Below are 20,351 nucleotides of genomic sequence, written 5' to 3'. Positions count from 1 at the left end.
TCTGCAACTCACAACAAATTGCATGAAGACTTATCGGGCGGTCAGGGCCATGGAGGTTCCATAACATTCGATTTGCGCATAACGCTGCTCAGCAAATTCTCAACAAGGCGCTACATTAGGCGCACGGTAACTTTTGCGTTGCCTACGTTGTTCTTGAAATAATGATCATTCGCCCACGGTAATCCTATCACCGCGTTGACGTACAAGAATAGTTCACCGCCCCGCTGCGCCGTAAACGTCGCTCGGTAAGCTTGGGGCGTGGTGCCGCTGAGCGGAATCGGATCCAGGAAATACTCGTCGACTCCTGTTGTTCCGATGCGAGCGATCAGTCTGTACCAAGGGCGAAACAGGAGGAAGCGTAGAAAGTGGATAACTTGTATTTTGTTGACGATTCGCAGCAGCCAGGTTCTCGAATGACGATGGAAGTCTCGTGAAGAAAAGCAAGAAGGTCGGCGCCAGCGGTGCGACCGGGAAAAGCGCGACCAAGAAAGGCAAAAAATTCTCGGGTTCGGCGATCTCGACGTCCTCGCCCCTCGGCATGTTGGCGCTCCATCTTCGCGAGCAGTGGAAAAAGTCCGGTCGCGATGGGTTGGTGTTTCTCGCTGAAGACGAGAACAGGGCCGAGCGGCTCGGCGGTATCGTCCATGCACTCGATCCATCGCTCGATGTTCTCGTATTTCCCAGATTGAATACGTTGCCGTTCGATGGGCTGGAACCGTCGCGCGAGATCGCTGGCAGGCGGAGTTCGGTCTTGCGCCGTCTTGCCAGAAGAAAGAAGCCGATTCTGCTCGTCTCGACGGCAGAGGCGATCATGGAGCGGCTGCCTTTGCCGGCGAGTTGGTCGCGTCTCAGCCTAAGTCTGAAGGTGCAAGCGTCGTATGCCGAGCGGGACCTCAAGGGCCGCATGGAAAAACTGGGCTACGATCTCGACGAAGAGGCAGAATACCCGGGCACCGCGCTCTTTCACGGCGCGACATTCGAGATCTTCCCGGCCGGTGCTCTCGGGCCGTACCGGATCGAGCATTCCGGCGGTGCGATCCGGAGAATTGTTGCCGTCGACCCGAATGAGCATGACGTCATATCCGATTTCAAGGAACTGATTATCGATCCGATGTCGGAACGCCTCGCGCTAGGCGGCGACCGGGCGCAGCGAGCTACCTTCCCGGACTATTGCGATCGCGCACGTTGGATCGCGGATGCAAAAGTTCTGGTTCACGCTGACAGCTGGCTGAGTACGATCGAGGAGGCGGCCGGCCGCAGGGATTCGGAACGCGAGTATCTGGGGCTAGGGGACTGGAAGAAGCTGAAGAAGCGCATGAGTGTGCTTCCTGCTAAGACGGCGTTTGTGGCCACGCCCGACTTCTCGAAGGTTGCGGCGCCGAGGAAAGCGCTTCGCGCGTTCGTGGCCAGTGCGGAACGCGCCGGATCTCGTTTGCTCTTCGTCGCCGCGGTTGAAGACGATCTGCGCGCGATGGAGCGCATGAGTGGGGTCAGGGCGGAGCGTTTCGCCAACTGGGACGAGGCGGCGGAGGCCAGAAGACGCGAGGGCGCGCTGTTGGCCGACTTCGACGCGGGCTTTTTCGTTCCCGGGAAAAAGCAGACCTTGGTTGTGACCGCGTCTGACGTGCTCGGTAGCCGTGCCCATCATCCGCAACCGATGGCCAAAGCCTGGACAGTCGCCTTCAATCACCCGGATATTCCCGAGCGCGGCGCGGCCGTCGTTCATCTTCAGCGTGGCTTGGCTTTACTTGATCGTTTGCAGACCCTCGACATGGGGAACGGTACAAACCGCGAGATGATCAGGCTCGAATTCGCCGGCGATGATGCTGCGCTTGTTCCGCCTGCCGATCTCGCCTTGATCTGGCCCTACGCTGTAGAGCCCGGTAAGCTCGCGTTAGACAAGGCCGATGGCAGCACGTGGTGGAACAGACGTGGCGAGGCCGAGCAGGAAATCGAAGCAGCGGCCAAGCAGCTTGCGAAACATATCGCCCAACGACGGCGCCGGCGTGCTCCCAAGCTGGTCGCTCCGGGGGCGGCCTATGAAAGATTCGTCGCGCGCTTTCCGTATTTCACGACGGTTGATCAGGCCAAGGCGATCCGGGACGTGCTGGACGATCTGGCGGCTGGTCACCCGATGGATCGGGTGGTCTGTGGTGATGTCGGCTTCGGCAAGACTGAGGTTGCCTTGCGGGCGGCGGCGGCTGTCGCGCTGTCAGGAAAACAGGTCGCTGTTGCGGTTCCGACCACCGTCCTGGCCAGACAGCATGTCGAGACGTTTCGCAAGCGGTTCGGCCCGCTCGGAATCGAAGTGGCGAATTTGTCGCGAGCTGCGTCGGCGGCGGAGATAAGAGATACGAAAGAAAAACTCCGCCGAGCCAAACTGAAAGTCGTTATTGGCACACAAGCTCTCGGCTCGACTGACGTGAGATTTGCCGACCTCGGCCTTGTCATCATCGATGAGGAGCAGCACTTTGGTGCGGCGGAGAAGGCGAAACTTTCGGGTCTTGCGAAGGGCGTTCATACTCTTTGGATGAGCGCCACGCCGATACCGCGCACGCTGGCGGCGGGTCTTGCAGGGTTCAGGGACCTGAGCGTTATTGCTACGCCACCAGTTCATCGGCTGCCTATCGTCACCAAGGTTGCTCCGCTATCGGACGCCGCGATCGCCGCGGCTTTGCTGCGTGAGCAGAGGCGCCACGGGCAGAGCTTCCTGATTTGCCCCCGTATCCAGGATTTGGAGCCGATGCTGGCAAGGATAAAATTGACTGCTCCGGACCTTCGCATCGTATGTCTCCATGGTCGGTTGCCAGCCGCAGATATCGACGATCGAATGATGAGCTTCGTCGAAGGTGAAGCGGACGTGCTCCTCGCGACCAATATCGTGGAGAGCGGCCTCGACATTCCCCGGGCGAACACCATCGTCATCTGCTGGCCGGAGAAGTTTGGTCTATCGCAGCTTCATCAGCTAAGGGGCCGCGTCGGACGGGGCGGCACGCGTGCTTTCGCGTATTTGTTAAACGAGTCGAACTCCGAGCAATCCGAGAAGCGGTTGGCCGCGCTGGAAGAGTTCAGCAAGCCCGGCGCCGGCTTTGCCATCAGCGAGCGTGATCTGGATCTCCGGGGCGCCGGAGACCTGTTCTCCGAACAGCAGTCTGGCCATCTGCAGGTATTCGGGCCGATGCTCTATAGCCCTCTTCTCAAGCGGGCGTCGGAGAAGGGCGCCGACGGTGGCGCCGAGCTGTGGGTGCCTGATCTGAACCTGCCGATCGCCGACATGCTGCCCACGGGCTACGTACAGTCGGACGCTGTTCGCCTGGAAATCTATGGCCGTATTGCCAGATGCCGCACCGAGGATGATCTCGAGGATTTGGAGGACGAAACCGCACGTCGTTTCGGTAGGCTGCCGCCGGAAGCGCGCGACTTTTTCGCGGCCGCAAGGCTCAGGCTCGATTGCAAGCGGCGCGGCATTATGAGGCTCGACGTCGGCCCCGAGGCTGTTGCGGCGACGTTCCTCCCTGGTCGGCTTCGCAAGTCGAGAGCGAAGTCGCTGCAGCGCGAAGGCGATCGCGTGGTCTATATCGGCAATCGCAATGCAAAGCCGTTCGACCGAATAAGCGACTTCCTTGAGTTGCTGGACGAGTAGTTGGCTAGAGCCGTTTGTAACATTCGATGGCCGAAATTCAGCTGAAAAGCTGGTGCTGGTCGCGCCAACGCAGCGGCAGGAGCTTCGGGATTTGACTGAGTCTGACGGACGGCTCGCCGTTGATAACCGACTCCATTGTTGTTGGAGCGAGAAATGCGAGGCGGAGACCTTGCCGTATGACCTTTGCATTATAACCGGCAGCAACGGCCAAATCTTCGATCGACTTGTACTGACCGCTAGATAGGTGGCCAAGCCAGACATGGGCCCGGACAATTGCCTTGACCAATTTAGGGTCAGGTCCGGCATCGGTCGATGCAAATTGCACCTGCGCCGGCGCCCGCGCTTTCGGCTTTTGCTGCCATGGAATTTTAATTGGTAGCTCGATCACAGGGGACGCAGAGGCGGCCCCGCCGAGGCTTGGATTCACTCGGCAGGGCCGCTTTCGCCGCGCCGCTCTACGAGGCTACCCGTCATTTCGAACTCGTCTGCACGACAATCAACATAAGGCGCAAAATCTCGTTCGTGTGGCGGTTTGGCTACGCTGACAATGAACGTTGCCGCACGAAGCGCGAGCCTGCCACACCCATCGGCAATCTCCATGTGACCCCAGCAGCTGCGGTCTGATTTTCAACGCAAAACGAGCCCCGGCTATTGCCAATTCGGGTGTTCCCTGGATCAAGGTGAAGGAACCCTTGCTTGAGCACACCACGTCACGGGCCGCGCGATGTGGCGCATGGCAATACGAAATCAGCGACTTCTCGCATTGGAACGCCTAGAGCTGGTGCGAAGTTAGATCGTTGCGCAGAATCGCGGCTGCGCCGAGGGGGCGTTGCACTGGAGGCAGCGCATGAAAGTCATCATCGACGAGGCCGGTGAGATCATCGCCAAAGCAACTGATGACCATACTCTAATCGGCGGCCATCATCGCCTCTCGCAGGCGGCCAGCCTCGGTAAGAAGCTTTTCTGGCGAGAGACCGGCGAACCTGTGAAGCTCGATCACTTCTTCAAGCACTATGGAAGTTCGCTTCGATATACGGCCTAAGCCGCCGGCAGGTATGTTGTTCGCATTACATGCCTACGGGCGTTGGCGTGTTCGCGCGTTTAGTGCTTCGTACTCGTGACGGTTCATTCCGCACAACAACGACAGGGGTGTCGGTCTGTTCCTACATCAGTAGTGGCTCGATACGTCGACATGCGCGGCCACATGAGGAAGCGCGGGGCTCGCGGCATAGCCCAAGCGACGAACAGGACGGCTTGATAGCGAGGGGGCGCCTGCACGGCAAGGCGATGGCTAGCGAAAAGGCCACGTAACGGGCGGTGACTGTGGGAGCGTGCGCCCGGAAATCGATCGCCATAACAAATGTTGGTTCAGACAAAACCGACCTGGTGACGGGTCGAACCGCCTGCCGCCGCTATGCTGTCCGAGGCGTTCACTCTTCCTCGGGATGCAGCGTCAGCTTCTCGGCTTCGAGCGAAGCTATGAGGGCCGCGGCTGCCTCCTGCATTTTGAGGTCGTCGATATGTTCGCTGAGCCGTCTATAGTGGGAAATCCTATTGTCGATATCGTCGCATCGGCTGCACATGGCGCGCGCCCTCCAAGCGCTGACACGCGGTCTCATCACAGATAAAAGCCGGGAAATAGCTGTGATGCTTCGACTGTGCGCCGATGTGCAGCCGATAGCTAGTTAACTTTCGGACGGGGTGGAAATTCCGTTTGGTCATGCCGCCGCGCCGCTAGCATCGCAAGTATGTTACGGTTCAATGTCTTCGCCGATCTAAGAACGCGAAGCTCAATGAAAATAGAAATCCTTCCGCGTCCCGAACCTCAACCCCCATAGGATATCCCGACGCCCGCGAGACTCTGACTGGAATGTCTTTGACCATGTCAGCCAATGATTGCACGGCTTCCATTTGAGCGAGGCCGATATCCAGCATCTCCATTCCTTCGTCATCTTTTACGAAGGCTTCGCCGTCTCGCAGATCAAAATGGTAAAGCGGCATAGCCACTCGCGGCCCGATCAATTTGGTCCATGAGTGCCGTCATTCTTTGGCGGCTGCAAGCCGGGGGAGCCGAGCCAATCGTCCATGTGCGCGGCGGCTTCAGCTTGGCGGGCCTTTTTCATTGCTGCTTCCCGAACCGGTCCATAGGGCAGCAGTCTTGCTTGTTCACGAAGCGTACGAGACTCTTCCAGAAGCCTAACTTTGAGTGGTTTTGTCTGTATAAAACGATGACGCATTACCATTGCGCTGTTCCCTCTTTGAGTAGGGCGGGAGCGCAAATCGGGCGTTCTCATCACCGATATAAGCCGAGTTCCGGGCGGTGATGCTTGTTAACCTGCGGAAGCGGTGATCGTTCCGGCATAGACAAAGTTCCGGCACTTTTCACACATGACGAGGACCGCATTCGCGTGGCCCGAGGCGAGGAACTGGCGCGCCGTGCAACATGCCTTATTCTTTCCCTTTCGCCGCCGCGCTTAGAGCGCGTTTTCCAACCACGATCGTCACACATAAGAACGGTGCGGCGCGCCCCACGTGTTCACGGGAGGTCCGTTCCGTCGGAGGGGCAAAGTTTGGGTACCGAGCGCAAACTGCACCGCGTTTTGGTTGCTATCGCCATCGGCCTCCCCGTGGCTCTGGCGCCCGAGATGAGTTCGGCCGAAGGTCTGCTCGATTTCCTTTTCGGCGGTAGCCAGAAGCAGCAGCCCCAGAGCTCGTTTTTCGACAAGGTTTTGAATACCAATCTGCAACCGCCATCGCCCGCACCGGTTGACGAAAGCCCGGGACCCAGCATTAGCTCGGGACCCGGCTTCTGCGTGCGCAGCTGCGATGGAAAATACTTTCCGCTGAGGAGAGGCGCCGCCTCGGCGACGCGGATGTGCGAGGCCTTCTGTCCGGCAAGCGCGACCGAAGTCTTCTTCGGCTCCAGTATCGATACCGCCTCTTCAGAGACCGGGAAGCGCTACTCTGATAGCGAAAACGCCTTTGTCTATCGCAAGGCGCTGCGCGCCGACTGCACCTGCAACGGGCGCAATCCCGCCGGTCTTGCGGCAATCGATCTTGCGCTGGATGACACGCTGCGACCAGGTGACATAGTCGCCACCAGCGACGGGCTCGTCGCCTATTCCGGCATGGGGGTCAACGATCCGACTCCGGAATTCAAGCCTGTGTCGTCTTTTCCGGGCCTGACGCCACAGCTGCGCGCTCGGTTGATCGATATGAAGGTCGCGCCGGCACGGGCCGACCTGGCGGCGAACAACGCGACAACTCCCGAAGTGACCCGCACCGCGCCGGCAGCGACCGTCGCGTCGAAGCCCGTGAACGCACGTGGCACGCGGGCTTCGGCCGATGCCCTGCCAGCGTCAGCTTCGCGTCAATAACCGAGCTTAATGACGCGTCGGATGGAGGTGGGCCTAAAATTTGTCGGCCCGCTCCTCCCGCACACCCTCAGCAAATGAGGAGCGAAACTTCCGAAGTACCCGGCACTCTTCAATCGCCAGCGTCACGTCCGTTACGAGTCAAAAGGAACCTTCGGGCGCAGTTGATTTAGGTCTGTTCAACACCCACCCAGCAGCGGACATCGGAAGACGATCGTCGCGCCGGACCGACGCTCACGCAGTATCCAACAGGTTTCTATTTTCGAGCCAGTCCCATAAATGAACTGGCCCGCAACAAGCCTTCCGACGTGACGTCGCGGTACTCGATATCGGCGTAGAATTTCGGCTCGACCCATGTCGCTTTCGGCTTCCTGATGGCTTTTGTTAGCTTTGACATCGGACTGACCACGGTATCGAGTTGCTTCCTAATCTGACTGGAAACAGTGCGAGACCATCCGGTCCCGACCTTGCCCATGTAAACGAGTTCGTTGCCTTCCTGTTTGCCGAGATACAGGGCCGCGACGCCGCTCGGGTCTTTCACAAACCCGACGACCGGAAACTTGCCCTTATGAACCGCCTTGATCTTCAGCCAGTTCTCACTGCGCTCCGAACGATAAGGCGCGTCGGCCCGCTTCGAGATGATGCCTTCCCAATTCAGTTTGGCGGCATGCTCGAACATCTTCTGACCATCGCCGACAAGATGCTCAGAAAATAGCACGGGCAGCTCGATATCGTGCCCGCCGAGCAGATCCAGCAGTAGCTGCTTGCGCTCTATTTGCGGGCGTTTTCGGAGATCGCCATTCCGCCACAGGAGATCAAAGGCGTAGTAGACGAGCCGGCCCTGTCTGCCGGCGGCGAGCTCTGCCTGGAGTTCAGAGAAGTTGGTCCGGCCCTCGTGAACCACCACCACCTCGCCATCGATGATGGCTTCGCCCGGTATCGCGAGCGCACCGGCAATCTCGGTGAAGCGTTTTGTCCGTCCAGCCCATTGCGCGTGTAGACCTTCTTCCGGCCGCGGTTGAGATGGACCTGTATCCGGTAGCCATCGTACTTAATCTCGTGAAGCCATTGCTCGCCCTTCGGCGCCTTTGACTTCAAGGTGGCAAGCTTGGGCTTGATGAAGCCGGGCATAGCTGAAATAGGCTTTGGCAAAAAATCAAACTCACAAAATGCTGCCGTACCTTGGGGCAACGGCGGGCATTTTACTTACTTCCTGGCAATCCTGAACAATCATGGGAGGTGGTCGCGCCTGCTACCACCACTGCGGGCCGCCACTGCGCTTTCTGGCCCAGGCTATCGAGGTCGCGAACCGAGGCGGCCTATCCTTCCTCTTTCACGATGAGGGCAAGGTTCTCAAGCTGGTTTCCTAGCGCTGACCAGCTACGCGAAATACCCCTGAGCACGCGTTTGGATCGGCGGGCCGAATTCGCTGGATCATCTCCGAGGATTTTGTAATTCGCGGCGTAGGCTCTGCATTGTTCGACTGTGGGCATATGCGCTTTCTGACTAGAATGAAAAGAGCGCGATTGCGACCACCACGACCGGCAACATCCCAAAAACAACCAACGCAACAGCGAACCAATCGACTTTTCCCATCGGGAAAACTTAGCAGTCGGACATGTCCTCGCCCACCTTAAACTCCACGCGCCAGCTACATGGAGCCATGCTTGCAATTAGCAATAGTTCCGTTGCGAAGGCTGCGCGGGGCGAGATGCCGGCGCTGGATCCGATCTCCCAAGGGTGGTCTCGATCATCGCGGTAACGTGCGACGGCTGGCAGCCCAGTCTAAACTGATCGATTGCTGGTTTTCATCGCTTTCTCGACCTCATCGGCGAGCCGATTAAGATGCTGATGCAGTCGGTCGAACATCTCGCGTTTGGTCGTGTCGGTAGCCAGATCGCGGATCAGCGCAGCCTCTGCCGCGTCATTTCGCAGCTTCTCGATAACCGCCTGATAATCCTTCATGGGAGCCCATCCCCATCGCCGGTTTCTTCCCGGAAGATAACGCACGGACCGAAACGGGCCAAGCCCAGAGCGGCCTGAAGCTTGATTGCAAAAAATATCCCGCAGAGCAATCGCGCTCTGCGGGCCGCGGCGCTTCCTTCCAACGTTTGGCTTTGGCGATGCGACAAACGCGAGGTCCGCTCTGTCCCCATCAACGGACATCGTCAACGTGGGGCGGCACACCTGTTAAGTGCCAAAGGCGGAAGTCGCCGCTCTCATTCGATCGCCGCGCCCGACGTCTCGGATGAACTGATCAGCTACTACCATGAGCGCAAGATTGGTGAACAAAGTTCGATCACTTCGAGGCTCACAACCGACCATCCACCATCGCCCGTCTTGCCGAGCTACTTTGCAGGGCGAACGGGCGTCGCAGTGGCGCCTGGAAGCACGTCACGACGACCCCGGCACCCCAGTGTCGCGCTGTAAGACGCAGCCAGAGTGCCGCCTGTTCCCGAAGGTTCCCTAGCCGAAGCCAACTGTTCTTATCGTAACCAGCAACTTGCTCCTTAGTCCCCGAAAGATGACCGCCATTGGCGACCTTTACCGGCCCAGCGGGTTGCGGTAGTGAGTGAGTATTGCGTTCAAGGGGCAGCCAGCACAATGATTGATTTGGTATCGGCGCAGCGCAGACGACGCAGCCGCCAAAGACATTGGAGGAGAGCTGCGCGTTCCGCTGAGGGAAGGAGTCTCCGTGATGGGGGGCGGTAATCGTCTCCTAGCTGCGTTGCCGCGGGCGGACCTCGCATTGCTCAGCCCTCATCTCCAAAAGGTTTCGCTTGAACAGGATGCCGTGGTCGTGCGATCGGGAGATCGACGCGAGCATGTTTACTTTCCCCACAGCGGGGCCATTTCCTTCATGCTCGACATGCCGAACGGAGCAACGATTGCAACCGCGGTGATCGGGCGCGAGGGAGCCCTTGGCGCTCTATCGGTCCTGGGACCCTCCCGATCTTCCGTGACCGCGGTCGTGCGAGTAGGCGGCACCGCGTCACAGATTTCCGTATCGCGGTTTCATGCTGCCTACATGGCGAGCAGCGCCATCAGAGACGTGGTTCAGGCGCACACGGGGTGGATTCTATCGCAGCTCCAGCACGTGGCAGCCTGTAATGGGCTGCACCCGGTCGAGGCTCGCCTGGCCCGCTGGCTGCTTGAGCTGCACGATCGAACTGAGGGCCCCATCATGTCAGTCACGCAGGAGACGCTTTCGCAGTTGCTTGGAGTACGACGAACGACCGTGACACAGATGGTTGCCAAACTCCGTGCCGTTGGTGCTATCAGATCCGATCGGCGGGGCTTGATCGAAATTGACAGGGCGCGGCTCGAGGAAGCTACCTGCGAATGCTACCGCATCATGCGCCGTGAAACCGATCGGATCGTCCCGGATGAAGCCGTGACGCCGCGCCTGCATTTTCCGTCAGCCGCAGATCTCACGGTGGATGATCGTTTCGAGTAAAGTGGATTTTGTTTGCTGGACTGGGCGCGTCTGCCTCGTGTGCCGCAACTGTCGCGAGGCGCTGACTACCGGTGACGCTGGAGGAGCCCGCCGGACTTCGAACGCACAGCGATCGAGGGGGCCACGGGACGCCGTCCCTTCAGAGATTTACGCCAACTACCGGGGCACCCATGCCAGACCCTTCAATGACTTGCGGCAGCGTCACATATTCGGTCCGCTGCGACTTCCGTTGTGGGTCAATCGCGTCGGTTTGGCTCTCCCTCGATGACTTCCGGTTTTCCCCCGGAAGCCGACACCGTCACGGACGGTCGGCATGTCTCAAAAGTGCCAAGAGGCGACATTGGCATCGCATCTGCAAATGAAAAGAGGCCGCCTCAGTTGGCGGCCTCTTTCCCATATTGGAGCTTACTTGGGCCCGTCTTTGTACGCATCGAGAACGCGGAGACGAGACCGCGTAGACCGCCCCCGAGCCGCCGCTAAAAGCGGCTATGTGTCGATCTCGTTCATGAAGATGAATAGGAACTCGATGGGACGGCTCGCATCTTAGCGCACAAGCAACCCTTGCGCGCCGGATTTGCCGAGCGCACACTTGCTGCCTCAAGCAGAACTTACGGAGGATGCAGACCATGCCACGGGTCAAGCAAGCTTCGAAGCAGAAACGCACAACCAAAGCCGCCGCCGTGACGGTGATGGGTGCGACCGGACTGGGTTTTTCGCTGCTGGGTAGCACATCAGCATCCACGATGCCCGCTGCTGATATCGCGCAATCTGACAATACCTCGGCCAATCAGCGCTTCGTTCTTAGCGAAGAGGAAATGGCCGACGTCAGTCTCGCCACGTTCCATCTCTTGGATAAGAAAAGCGTTGCCAGCGGCGTGCAGCTAGCCCGCGGATGCGGTGGCTGCCGTGGCTGCGCGGCCCGTGGCTGCCGCGGCTGCGCAGCCCGTGGCTGCCGTGGCTGCGCGGTCCGAGGCTGTGCGGTCCGTGCCTGCGCGGTCGGCTGCGCGGCCGGCAGCTGTTGCGCATCTTGGGGATATTGCCGCGTGTGCTAAGTCCCACGACCTAATGCCTGCGCTTGCTGAGTTCCTCGCGTGGTTCCGCCCGCGAGAGGAGAAGCCCATCATGTCGAGACTAGCAATCGCGCTTGTCGTGGCACTGGCCGCGACCGGAGCCAACGCGCAAGATACTAAGTCTGGACAACCGGACACGCCGCCCGTTGCCAGCGCGAATGGAACACGGCCGTTCCTATTTGATGGACGAATGCCAGGTGACGGCGTCCGGCGGGGAGCGATCACCGACGATCATCACCCCAACGCTGGCGCCATCGTCGTGCCACCGAAGCAAGTCAGCCAGCGCGCGAACGATGAGCCCGCGAACCCGTTCACTGAATTATTCGTCGGCTCCGTGTCCACTGTGGCCACCCCGGGTTCCTAGCAACGACCGCTAGGACTTCCGTTTTGGGTCAATCGTGCCAATTTGACCGCTCGCCATTCGCATCCGGTGTTAGCGCGGAAACGGACATGCCAGGATTCGGTGCCAGGTCTCAAACACGCCAGTTTCGGACTTGGACACGGCAGCAAGCTGATCTCGCCAGCAAGAAAGGCATTTGCGGCCAGGATTTGAGCATCCGGCAACATCTTGGATCAACCCGATGTAGTTCCGCGAGAGGCCTAGTGCTTATCATCGGTTGCAGTGCTATAGATCACTGCATCATTAGGAGAGCGTTAGTGCTGCTGCAATCAAATGTAGCGAAGGGACGACGCTTTCAGCTCGTCCTCATCAAGCCGTCTCACTATGACGACGACGGATATGTGATCCGTTGGTGGCGCGCGATGACTCCCTCCAATTCGTTAGCCGCGGTTTGCGGTATAGCAACCGATTGCGCCGAAAGGCAGGTGTTGGGACCAGATGTCGCCATCGATATACAAGTCATCGACGAGACGAACACTCGCGTGGATATCCCTGCGCTGATTTCCCATTTTGGGCGTCACGGCGATTTCGGATGTGTCGCTCTCATTGGTGTTCAATCAAATCAGTATCCGCGCGCCCTCGACATCGCACGTCCGCTCCGGGTAGCCGGAATTGCTGTGGCCTTGGGAGGCTTTCATGTGTCGGGATGCCTGTCGATGCTGGATGGCCACGCGGTGGATCTCGACGCTTGCCGGGACATGGGGGTCACCATATTCGCCGGTGAGGCCGAAGGGCGCTTCGAATCGCTGATTACGGATGTGGCCGCGGGTCGCCTCGCGCCGTTATACAATTACATGAAGGAATTGCCGGGGATGGAGGGAATGCCCGTGCCGTTCCTTCCGAAGCGATATATTGAACGCACGCTTGGTTCCAGCGCCAGTTTCGACGCCGGGCGTGGCTGCCCTTACCAATGTAGCTTTTGCACCATCATAAATGTGCAGGGGCGCAAGTCGCGCTACCGTTCGGCGGACGATGTCGAGCACCTTGTGCGTCTCAATTGGGCACAGGGCATCCGAAAGTTCTTCATCACCGACGATAATTTTGCACGCAACAAAGAATGGGAATCGACCTTTGACCGCTTGATCGAGCTTCGCGAGAAGGATGGCATCCCGCTTGGCCTGATGATCCAGGTCGACACGCTGTGTCACAAGATTCCAAACTTCATGGAAAAGGCAAGGCGGGCTGGCGTCAATAAGGTATTCATCGGGCTTGAGAACATTAATCCTGACAATCTGGCGGCAGCAAAGAAGCGGCAGAACAAGATCACCGAGTATCGCAAGATGCTGCTTGCCTGGAAGAAGCAAGGCATCATGACGATCGCTGGATATATCCTGGGCTTTCCAGCGGACACGCCGGAGACGATCAGACGCGATATCGCGATAATCAAAGAAGAATTGCCTGTCGATCTTCTTGAATTTTTCTGTCTAACGCCGCTGCCGGGCTCAGAGGATCACCAGTCGCTCTGGAAGAATGGCACCGCGATGGATCCGGACCTCAATAAATACGACGTTGAACACGTCTGCACCTCCCATTCCCGAATGAGCGACAAGGATTGGCAGGACATTTACCACGAGGCTTGGTTGCTCTATTACACGCCGGAGCACATGAAGACCCTGCTGCGGCGCGCGAGAGCCACCGGCGTTCCCATTGGCAATCTCGCGAAGTACCTGCTTACGTTTTCGACGACGGATCGCCTCGAACATGTCCACCCGCTGCAGGGGGGGATCTTCCGCCTCAAGCATCCATCCGAACGCCGGCCCGGATTATTGCGTGAGAGCCCTTGGTTGTTCTGGCTGCGCTTCGGCTGGGAAACGTTTGTGAAGCACTTCATTCTGATCGGCGCGGCTGGACGACTGTTGATTTGGCAAACGATCATCACCTATAGCCCCATGGCCGTCGATCATAGAGATCGGGCGCTCGCGCCGGTAAGCGACGATGGCGATGAGACGCTCGACCTTCTTACAAAAACGACTGGCGGTCGCGCAGCAGTCGCTCATGTCAAGAAGATCGCCGGGCTAACGGGCGTCCGGATCGCATGATCCTCGATCATTCAGAGGACAATTCCGCAGATGCCTATGATGTCCGCTTTGGGTCATGTGTGGACGACGCCCGCGTTGCAAGGAGAATCTGACGTTCGGCTTGCGGTCGGGTGCAAGTCATGTGTCCGGCCTGTTTGCGCGGCACCATGACCGCTGGCCCTGATGTAGTCCGCGGATCGGGTCCCAATCATTCGCACGGGCTTTGACGCCCATGACCCAGAAGCGGGTTGTCCCAATCGACGGCTCGACCGTTTCGCATCACGCCATCATCACCCTCGCAATTCGATTGTCTCGCTGCGCCGTTGCCTCATGCTCCCATTGCCAAGCCTCTTCAGGCGGCTGCAGCAAGCTCAGGCGCTCGATAGTATCCTCCCTTGGCCATGATCGCCCAAGCGATGCGCGCCATCTTGTTGGCAACGGCAACGGCGACAAGCTTGGCCGGCTTCCTGGCTAGCGGCCTCATAATCCAGGGATGCTTTTGCGGATGCTGCCGGGCGTGTCGAACAACGGCTGTTGCACCGATGACGAGCAACCGTCGGAGATAGCGATCTCCTTGCTTGGAGATGCCGCCGAGCCGGTCCTTGCCCCCCGTCGAATGTTGCCGCGGCACAAGTCCGATCCATGCCGCAAAATCCCGACCGGACTTGAAGTCACTCGGTTCTGTGACAGTAGAAGCAATGGCCGTGGCCCCGATCACGCCTATCCCGGGCACGGTCTCAAGGCGGCAACTCATGTCATTGGCACGATGATGGGCGTGAATGGCGCGATCTAGAGTCCCGATCTGCAATTCCAGAGCAGCGAGTTGATCGACAATGGCCTGCAGCGCCTGTTTCATCGCAGATCGAACGGCTTGGTGGTTACTTTCGTCCGCAATTATCGCTGCAAGCTGCGCGAGACCTTCACGTCCCGTCTCCGCAACGAGGCCGAACTCGGCAAGTTGGGCTCGGAGCGCATTGATCAGCTGCGTGCGCTGACGGATCAAAAGATCCCGCGTTCGATGCAACATCAGCAAGGCTTGCTGATCGGCCGACTTGATCGGCACGAACCGCATTGATGGGCGTGTCACGGCTTCACAGATGGCGGCTGCGTCGGCAGCATCGTTTTTCGACCGTTTGACATAGCCCTTCACGTAGCTCGGCGGCATCAGACGCACGGTGTGACCGAGTTTGGAGACTTCGCGCGCCCAATGATGAGCGGTTCCGCAGGCTTCCATGCCGACCAGGCAAGGGGGAATCTTGCTCAAGAAGTCGATGACCTGCTTGCGTCGCAACTGACGGGTGATGACGACCTTGGCGGGCCGCGCTGGTTGCCCAGATGCTCACCCCGCCGCCGGATGTCGCGGGGGTTAATTGGAAGCGGGCGCAGCTTCAAGCCGAAAACTATCACTACACGGACGTGAAGCCGGAGCGCCCTCAGCGCGCGATCGAGGCCGACGTCGAATGGCTTGAGGCTCACCCAACGCGCAAATCGATCGCCGCTTCACGGCAGGGCAAGAAAAGCGACTGACCGTGCGGAACGTCCGCCGCGCCAAGAGCGACAGGCCGCCCGGTGGTAAGCCGGGCGGCTTTTCCATGCCTGCCGGGTCGGAGTGGGGGGCCATTTTTGCTTTGTTCTCGTGGTCCGACGAAACCTTGAGCAAGGAAATTATTCCGCTGCGGAACATAGCAAGAATTTAATTCGACTCCCGGTCCAAAGGAGAATCTAGTTCCCTCACTGGAATTAGCCGGGTCTTGCGTCGGTTTGAGGGGCGGGACAATGCCAATCAATCGGTTGTTGAAAGACGGCCAACATACGCCGGAGCAAATCGAGCTTTTGAACAGTGCCTTTAATCACGCCCTGAACTTGCTGAGCGTGGCTGACCGCAACGACTCCCTTTGCGAGATGGTGGCTCGCACCGTTATCGAAGTCAGCGCGACCGGCAACAGGAAGCCTCGCAAGATAGCGGAAGTAGCCGTAGCGCTGATCGGCCTAAGGTAACGCCGCCTCAGTTGGCGGTACCGATCCCCGCCACTCAATGACTGTGCTCTGAGTGCATGTTGAGTTTATGTCGAAGGATGTAAAAATCGCATCGCGGGCTGCGGCAGCGCTGCTGCTGTTGAGCCTCTCGCTTGGCGGATGCGCGACTTCAACTGCTGGCTTATCACTGATGGATGGGCGGGCTGAAGCGCCGGCCCATCCGAAGAAGGCCGACGGCTATCTCCCGGTCCACGATCTGCCGCCGAAGCGCGAGAAGCCCGCCATGACGGCCGACGAACGGTTGAAGCTTGAGAAAGAATTGATCGCCGTGCGCGATCGCCAGGTGTCCGCTGGCAAAGCCAAAGGGGGCGGTGCGCGCGCTCAACCCACGAACCCCTAGATAGCGAAAGTTCTGGGAAACAAAAGATACGTCTGGGCTGGGCGCGAACGCAAAGAACGCGGGGCTTCGGTCCCGCGTCCATCGGTCTTCAGGACGAAGTACCCTCGCAAAATCCCTTCCGTCTCCGCAAACTTGGATTTACAGTTCACGCCTTATTCTGGTGGTCTTGGGACGGGACCGCATAGATGACGCAGAGTATGGTTTCATACCTGGGAGAAGCCGTCGCTGACCCAGCGCCAGCGGCGGCTTTTTCGTAGGAGAGCCCGGGTGAACTATCAGGCTTTCACGAATGACAGCCTTACGATGATGTACGCTGCCGTCCGTGGTGCTTTGGCCGCCGATGACGCGGCCGAACGCCAGGGCGGCGAACCCACGTTCAAAGTCCGTGATACGCCGGAATGGAAGAAACACGCAGCGGACCTGGAATCCGAAATGCTTGGACGGGGCATGCTGTTCGAGATCATCGATTGGGCTGAGGGACAAGGATCCCTGCCGCTTTAGAGGTTTCCGGGGGCCCGCGCTACGCCGCCGGTGCAGGCCTCAAGGCCGCCGCTCCAACCGGGCGGGTTTTTCTTTTGGATTTGGCAGGTACGGCAAGCTGTTGAGGCTGGCTTTGAGGCCGAAGCACTCGAGGAGGCGCCGGCGGCCGTAAAAATCTGGCAGCCCACCGCTGTTCGAACTTTCTTTGCACGTCGAGAGGAATAATGCTCATAATCCAAATTCCGGGTTGGCGATCCTGCCCCGGCTACGGACCTCAACGCTCGCCGTGTCCTAAAGGTCCCTGAACGGCGCAGTAGCCTGGTTTGCTTAAACTACAGTCGGTGGCGGAGCGCGTACTTGGTCTAGTGTGCGCGATGGCCGACAATCCCATCAGCAATTATTATGTCGTAACTTCTCGACGAGGCCAGCAACCTGAACGCTGGAGCTGGGAGATACACCGCAAGAGCACACCGTTGGGCATCAAGATGACCGGAGACGGATATCAGTCGGACGCGGCCGCGCAATTTGCGGGAAAGCAAGTGCTGGCGGAATTTCTGGCCGACCTATTGAAAGAAGAGAAACGCCCGGGCAAGTAAAGTCCGCCTCAGTTGGCGGCCTCTGCTAACTAGGCTTTCGGCCAATGCCTCTGAAAAGCTCAGGGTGGTTGGCAACGTATTCAACCCAAAGCTCGGTCATAACTCCGCATACATCATTTGGCCTGAAGCCCCCGTCGTTAGGCTGACGGCTGCTCAGGTGGCCTACTCGCATAGTTCCCGAGTTAGGATCACGAGGATCAGGCGTGAATGCCGCATCGGTCGGCATGTGGATGATACCATGCGAAGACAAATCAAATTGGTCTCGCTTTACTGACGCACGATCCATCGTTGGCCCTCACCGGAAGGAAGCCTGACACACGGCTCACCCTCTTAAGCACTTGCAAGGCCTGTGCCGGCCGCTACCTCAGGCGGTTACGGTCCCATGCGTCCTTGATCTCAAAGACGACAATCGTCACGATCGTCGTCACCACGATAGGTCCGGCCAATATGGCGACCAACGTAAGCATTTTCAGCGAGGCGGCTCGAGGCCGGGAGAAGAAACCCATTCCTGCAGATGCGAAGCTGTCTCCGCCTGCCGTGCTTGGCGAATGAGCTGGTCGCGCTTAACCCCAGGTGATGTGCCTCGGGCCTCTTTGCGCAGACGTTCTGCCTGCTCAGTCAAACGCTGACTGAGTGGGGCATTCTCTTTAAGACTGCGTTGCTTCATGGCGCTGCTCCATTCCTGTGGAGGCGGGAGCGCAACGGGCGTTCTCATCACCGATGGAAGCCACTGACCGGGCGGTGATGGAACAAGCTGGCATGTCCGGTCGCCGACATACTGGTCAATACAGCTCACCTCGCGAAATCGTTAACAACTCAGATCAGGCGCTGGCGCCGACCGACCGGGCACATGACAGCCTGCAGCGGGCAGGCGCACAAGCGGTGAGGCGGGCTTACTCTTTGAGGTGCAGGGCGGCCTTCTGAGCCTCCAGCTCGTCGATCAGTTCCTTGGTACGATCCACCGTCAATTGATCCATGATCGACCGCTTAATCTGCCGATAGCGTTCAATCGTCTTGTCGATCTCGACGCACTTCTCACACATGGGCCCGGCTCCGCTCTCAGGCGGGAGCCAACCGGGCCACCTGGGAATCCGACTACAAAGTCAGAGACTTTTCGTTCCTCAGCCTATTTCATGTCGGGGTTTGTAGTCCGGGTGACGAAAGCCACTCGCTCATGTGCGAGGCCGTCTCTAGCTGCCGGATCTTTTTGCGGAGCGCGTCCATCTGGGGTCCAGGTTTTAGCCCGGATAGCTGGGCCTCTAACTTGGCCTTCTGAGCTGCGATGTTCTCTTCAAACGTGTGGGGAGCGGATCGACGACGACGCTGCATGACGCACCTCTGGGCTAACGGGTCCTAGACCGTTGGGTTGAGCGAAAAGGCAGTTCAAAAAAGCAGAACCGAAGGTTCGGTTCCGCGGCTCGACTAATTTTAAATTTGCCGACTGTTAAATAAAAATGGATTAGTACCGCGCAGCACCAGCCGCACCACGGCGAAGGCCGCGAGCAAGCCGAGCACCAGGGGTAGCAATCCAACCGCCTTCATCCATGGCAACCGCCGCCATTGCCGCGTCATCCATGCCGGCCACCCGACTAATCAGGATCTGAGCTGGGCTGTGATGCCGACCCCTTCATGTTGCATCTTTATGCGGCTTTAGCTGAGAAAGAGCGCCGCTTGATATCAAAGCGGACAAAGGCCGCGCTCGCCGCGAAGAAAGTCGCGGGAGCAGCTTTGGGCAATCCGCGTAATTTGATTCACGCGGGCTCTCTCGGCCGAGCGGCCTTGATCGAAAGTGCGGACAAGTTCGTGGAGAGCTTGGTGCCTATCGTTCAAGCCGTGCGCTCTGAAGGAGCCGCAACCCCGCGAGAAACGGCCCAAGCGTTAAACAGACGAGGTATCAAAGCCCCACGGGGCGGGGTATGGCATCCATCGTCAGTCGCCAACTTATTGACCCGGTTGCAAAGCTTTTAATAGGCGGGAAATTCGTGCTGGTTGCGCGCTGGTGAAATATCCTAGCGACGTCGGCGCTGTATGGCGCTCAAATTCTGCCGGTGATGCGCAAATACTGCCATTTGCCTCTAAGCATGAGCCCATCACAACGGGGCAGGGGCAGCATCGACAAGCTGCGGTTTTTTCCTCGCGTCAGCTATCGTTCAAGCGCCGTCAACAGCGACTAGGGGGCGAACATGTACGAAGTTCTGATACTGCTGGTTCTGGTGAATTTAGGCTTCACCAGCTACATCTGGCGAACGGTCAGGCGCGGCCCTAAGCGGAAATTTCTAGGTAAGCTGCTAAATGGCAAGCCCATCACGCCCAATCATATACCGCCTTCGTTACGAAACGGCATCGAGCTAGGAATCACCGACGAGGATCGACGGTTCTTCTCCGATTTCGAGATGTTTGCCGACGCTCTAAACCACAGGTTCGAGCCAAACGAGCCATGGCGGTTGCAAGAACGACCTGACGCTGAACTCACCGGCCGCGAGGAACCAGAGTACGGTCGTCGCTATGAGATTTTCTATAACGAATATAGCGTTGGAAACCTGCAGATTTTTGCGAGCCATCACTACGGCCCCGCTGATCCACAGGTCGGAACCGAAATCGAGTTGCAGTACGCTCGATTGCTGCCGTTTGGCGAAATCAACAGGTTCATTTCTGCTATCGCTAACTTCACGGCATCAGGAAATGCAGAAGAAGCTCAGCGTGTAAAAAATGCGATTCATGAAACGATGCTCAATGAGCTTTGGCAGCATGAGTTCGACCCCGACCTAGATAGCCGGAATAGCGGCGGATCAATCGAGCTTCGGTTTGATGGATCAGCGGCGGCTTTTTTGAGGACTTCAACAAACCGGAAAGCCCGCTCGATCTGACAGGACATCCGAGCAAACTCCGCTTCAAAACCGACATCGTCGCTCTCGGCCTTGGAAATCCAAAAGCTC

General features: G+C 58.5%; 19 protein-coding genes and 2 pseudogenes. 13 read left to right on the top strand and 8 right to left on the bottom strand.

Going from position 1 to position 20,351, the window contains the following annotated elements; all coding sequences use genetic code 11:
* Positions 1-538 precede the first annotated feature (538 nt).
* On the top strand, positions 539-3,643 hold the full coding sequence (locus ACPPVP_RS36500; protein WP_426538241.1) for a DEAD/DEAH box helicase: 3,105 nt from the start codon (positions 539-541) through the stop codon (positions 3,641-3,643).
* Positions 3,644-3,680: 37 nt separating this feature from the next.
* Here ACPPVP_RS36500 and ACPPVP_RS36495 read toward each other — a convergent pair whose 3' ends face one another.
* A complete protein-coding gene (locus ACPPVP_RS36495) occupies positions 3,681-4,070 on the bottom strand; it encodes a hypothetical protein (RefSeq protein ID WP_426528386.1) in 390 nt (129 codons plus the stop codon).
* A gap of 420 nt (positions 4,071-4,490) precedes the next feature.
* Between ACPPVP_RS36495 and ACPPVP_RS36490 the strand changes: the two genes are divergently transcribed.
* Entirely contained in the window at positions 4,491-4,685 is a 195-nt protein-coding gene (locus tag ACPPVP_RS36490; protein WP_426528385.1) for a hypothetical protein, read from the top strand.
* Positions 4,686-5,073: 388 nt separating this feature from the next.
* Here ACPPVP_RS36490 and ACPPVP_RS36485 read toward each other — a convergent pair whose 3' ends face one another.
* Complete coding sequence (locus ACPPVP_RS36485; protein ID WP_426528384.1) at positions 5,074-5,226, bottom strand: hypothetical protein; 153 nt, start codon at positions 5,224-5,226, stop codon at positions 5,074-5,076.
* A 175-nt stretch (positions 5,227-5,401) separates the two neighbouring features.
* Complete coding sequence (locus ACPPVP_RS36480) at positions 5,402-5,644, bottom strand: DUF6894 family protein (protein WP_426528383.1); 243 nt, start codon at positions 5,642-5,644, stop codon at positions 5,402-5,404.
* 569 nt (positions 5,645-6,213) lie between these two features.
* Between ACPPVP_RS36480 and ACPPVP_RS36475 the strand changes: the two genes are divergently transcribed.
* Positions 6,214-7,020: a DUF2865 domain-containing protein gene (locus ACPPVP_RS36475; RefSeq protein ID WP_426528382.1), complete on the top strand. Its 807-nt coding sequence runs from the start codon at positions 6,214-6,216 to the stop codon at positions 7,018-7,020.
* A 253-nt stretch (positions 7,021-7,273) separates the two neighbouring features.
* Here ACPPVP_RS36475 and ACPPVP_RS36470 read toward each other — a convergent pair whose 3' ends face one another.
* The 3 genes and pseudogenes from ACPPVP_RS36470 to ACPPVP_RS36460 form a co-directional block, all read right to left on the bottom strand.
* Positions 7,274-7,927: a non-homologous end-joining DNA ligase gene (locus ACPPVP_RS36470; RefSeq protein ID WP_426528381.1), complete on the bottom strand. Its 654-nt coding sequence runs from the start codon at positions 7,925-7,927 to the stop codon at positions 7,274-7,276.
* Between the two features lie 89 nt (positions 7,928-8,016).
* A pseudogene (locus tag ACPPVP_RS36465) lies at positions 8,017-8,148 on the bottom strand (non-homologous end-joining DNA ligase); the annotation flags it as partial.
* A gap of 654 nt (positions 8,149-8,802) precedes the next feature.
* Positions 8,803-8,982 carry a hypothetical protein gene (locus tag ACPPVP_RS36460; RefSeq protein WP_426528380.1) on the bottom strand — a complete coding sequence of 60 codons (180 nt, stop codon included), beginning with the start codon at positions 8,980-8,982 and terminating at the stop codon, positions 8,803-8,805.
* A 733-nt stretch (positions 8,983-9,715) separates the two neighbouring features.
* On the opposite strand from ACPPVP_RS36460, the gene ACPPVP_RS36455 reads away from it, so the two are divergent.
* From ACPPVP_RS36455 to ACPPVP_RS36445, 3 genes are all read left to right on the top strand, one after another.
* A complete protein-coding gene (locus ACPPVP_RS36455) occupies positions 9,716-10,474 on the top strand; it encodes a Crp/Fnr family transcriptional regulator (RefSeq protein ID WP_426528379.1) in 759 nt (252 codons plus the stop codon).
* Positions 10,475-11,100: 626 nt separating this feature from the next.
* Positions 11,101-11,526 carry a hypothetical protein gene (locus ACPPVP_RS36450; RefSeq protein ID WP_426528378.1) on the top strand — a complete coding sequence of 142 codons (426 nt, stop codon included), beginning with the start codon at positions 11,101-11,103 and terminating at the stop codon, positions 11,524-11,526.
* 678 nt (positions 11,527-12,204) lie between these two features.
* Positions 12,205-13,983 (top strand): B12-binding domain-containing radical SAM protein, encoded by a 1,779-nt coding sequence (locus tag ACPPVP_RS36445; RefSeq protein WP_426538239.1) that lies wholly within the window; start codon positions 12,205-12,207, stop codon positions 13,981-13,983.
* A 331-nt stretch (positions 13,984-14,314) separates the two neighbouring features.
* Here the strand turns inward: ACPPVP_RS36445 and ACPPVP_RS36440 are convergent.
* Positions 14,315-15,262: pseudogene (locus ACPPVP_RS36440) on the bottom strand (IS110 family transposase); the annotation flags it as partial.
* Between the two features lie 35 nt (positions 15,263-15,297).
* Between ACPPVP_RS36440 and ACPPVP_RS36435 the strand changes: the two are divergent.
* From ACPPVP_RS36435 to ACPPVP_RS36415, 5 genes are all read left to right on the top strand, one after another.
* Positions 15,298-15,489: a hypothetical protein gene (locus ACPPVP_RS36435; protein ID WP_426528377.1), complete on the top strand. Its 192-nt coding sequence runs from the start codon at positions 15,298-15,300 to the stop codon at positions 15,487-15,489.
* Between the two features lie 249 nt (positions 15,490-15,738).
* Entirely contained in the window at positions 15,739-15,960 is a 222-nt protein-coding gene (locus ACPPVP_RS36430; protein ID WP_426528376.1) for a hypothetical protein, read from the top strand.
* A gap of 67 nt (positions 15,961-16,027) precedes the next feature.
* Positions 16,028-16,339 carry a hypothetical protein gene (locus ACPPVP_RS36425; protein ID WP_426528375.1) on the top strand — a complete coding sequence of 104 codons (312 nt, stop codon included), beginning with the start codon at positions 16,028-16,030 and terminating at the stop codon, positions 16,337-16,339.
* Between the two features lie 267 nt (positions 16,340-16,606).
* A complete protein-coding gene (locus ACPPVP_RS36420) occupies positions 16,607-16,840 on the top strand; it encodes a hypothetical protein (protein WP_426528374.1) in 234 nt (77 codons plus the stop codon).
* A gap of 353 nt (positions 16,841-17,193) precedes the next feature.
* Positions 17,194-17,415: a DUF3622 domain-containing protein gene (locus ACPPVP_RS36415; protein ID WP_426528373.1), complete on the top strand. Its 222-nt coding sequence runs from the start codon at positions 17,194-17,196 to the stop codon at positions 17,413-17,415.
* Between the two features lie 893 nt (positions 17,416-18,308).
* On the opposite strand, the gene ACPPVP_RS36410 is transcribed toward ACPPVP_RS36415, so the two are convergent.
* Complete coding sequence (locus ACPPVP_RS36410) at positions 18,309-18,458, bottom strand: hypothetical protein (protein WP_426528372.1); 150 nt, start codon at positions 18,456-18,458, stop codon at positions 18,309-18,311.
* Between the two features lie 586 nt (positions 18,459-19,044).
* Between ACPPVP_RS36410 and ACPPVP_RS36405 the strand changes: the two genes are divergently transcribed.
* Positions 19,045-19,383 (top strand): recombinase family protein, encoded by a 339-nt coding sequence (locus ACPPVP_RS36405; RefSeq protein ID WP_426528371.1) that lies wholly within the window; start codon positions 19,045-19,047, stop codon positions 19,381-19,383.
* A gap of 215 nt (positions 19,384-19,598) precedes the next feature.
* The gene (locus ACPPVP_RS36400; protein ID WP_426528370.1) at positions 19,599-20,282 is read left to right on the top strand and encodes a hypothetical protein; all 684 of its coding nucleotides are present in this window, start codon (positions 19,599-19,601) and stop codon (positions 20,280-20,282) included.
* Positions 20,283-20,351 lie beyond the last annotated feature (69 nt).

It is taken from the genome of Bradyrhizobium sp. McL0615 (genome assembly GCF_049993905.1).
GTDB lineage: Bacteria > Pseudomonadota > Alphaproteobacteria > Rhizobiales > Xanthobacteraceae > Bradyrhizobium.
The sequence above is the reverse complement of the archived record's forward strand: the minus strand, read 5'-3'. Positions and strand labels throughout refer to the sequence as shown.